The following is an 894-nucleotide window of genomic DNA, read 5'->3' on the forward strand; positions in this document are numbered from 1 at the left end:
ATGTTCCGCCGATGCTCCCGAACCCCAGCGGGCTCGTCGGTGGTGGTCGTCTGGATGCCCGCCACTGCGGTGGGCATCCAGACGACCACCGAGATAAGCAGTAAAGGGACAACGGGCCCGGCTACCCCTGTGAATCGGCTGTTATGCCTTGACCTCAAGTTCAGTTGAACTTTTACCGTCTGATCATGAAGGAGTACTCCCAGCAGGAGCTTGCCTCCCAGCCCATCGGCTACTGGAGTGGCGAGGCATACCGCAGAGTGGTCGGACGTATCCGCACGGAGCTGGCCACGGAAGACCTCACCCAGCCGCACTGGTGGACGCTCAACCATGTCGCCGGCACCCCCGGCATGTGGAGCCGCGCGAAGCTCGTCGAACGGCTGGTCCCGTTCGACGACCTCGGGATCGATTTTGATGCTGTCTTCGACGACCTGGTCGCCCGCGGATGGATGAAGGAAGACGCCGGGGCTCTGGCACTGACCGCGGCCGGGGAGGCCGGGCTGCTGCGGGCCAGGGATCGCAACGCACGCGCCCATGAACAGATGCATGAAGGCATCGGAACGGCCGAGTACGTGGCGGCGCTCAACGTCCTGCGTCGCATGATCGCCAACCTGGGCGGCACCAGCGACCTCCCCTAACCCTGTATGGATTGCGCTCAGGGCAGGGTGAGGATGCGGGGGCCGTCCTCGGTAATGGCGACGGTGTGCTCAGTATGAGCAGCACGATCACCGTCGGTGGTGTGCAACGCCCATCCGTCCGCGGCGGTGCGATACCGGTCGTCGCCTCCGGTGGTGACCATCGGCTCGATCGCGAGGACGAGCCCTGGCTGCAGCCGCAGGCCTCGGCCGGGTCGGCCGTCGTTCGGGACGTGGGGGTCTTCGTGCATGTGCCGGCCGA

The 894-nt window shown here is 65.8% G+C and carries 2 protein-coding genes; one reads left to right on the top strand and one right to left on the bottom strand.

Going from position 1 to position 894, the window contains the following annotated elements; all coding sequences use genetic code 11:
• Positions 1-185 precede the first annotated feature (185 nt).
• Positions 186-635: a MarR family transcriptional regulator gene (locus DD1DGNOD_RS14395; protein ID WP_346434325.1), complete on the top strand. Its 450-nt coding sequence runs from the start codon at positions 186-188 to the stop codon at positions 633-635.
• Positions 636-652: 17 nt separating this feature from the next.
• On the opposite strand, the gene DD1DGNOD_RS29470 is transcribed toward DD1DGNOD_RS14395, so the two are convergent.
• Positions 653-894 (bottom strand): M24 family metallopeptidase (locus DD1DGNOD_RS29470; RefSeq protein ID WP_241255722.1); only part of this gene is annotated, 242 nt, incomplete at its 5' end.

Source organism: Candidatus Protofrankia californiensis (assembly GCF_900634765.1).
Taxonomy (GTDB): Bacteria; Actinomycetota; Actinomycetes; order Frankiales; family Frankiaceae; genus Protofrankia; species Protofrankia californiensis.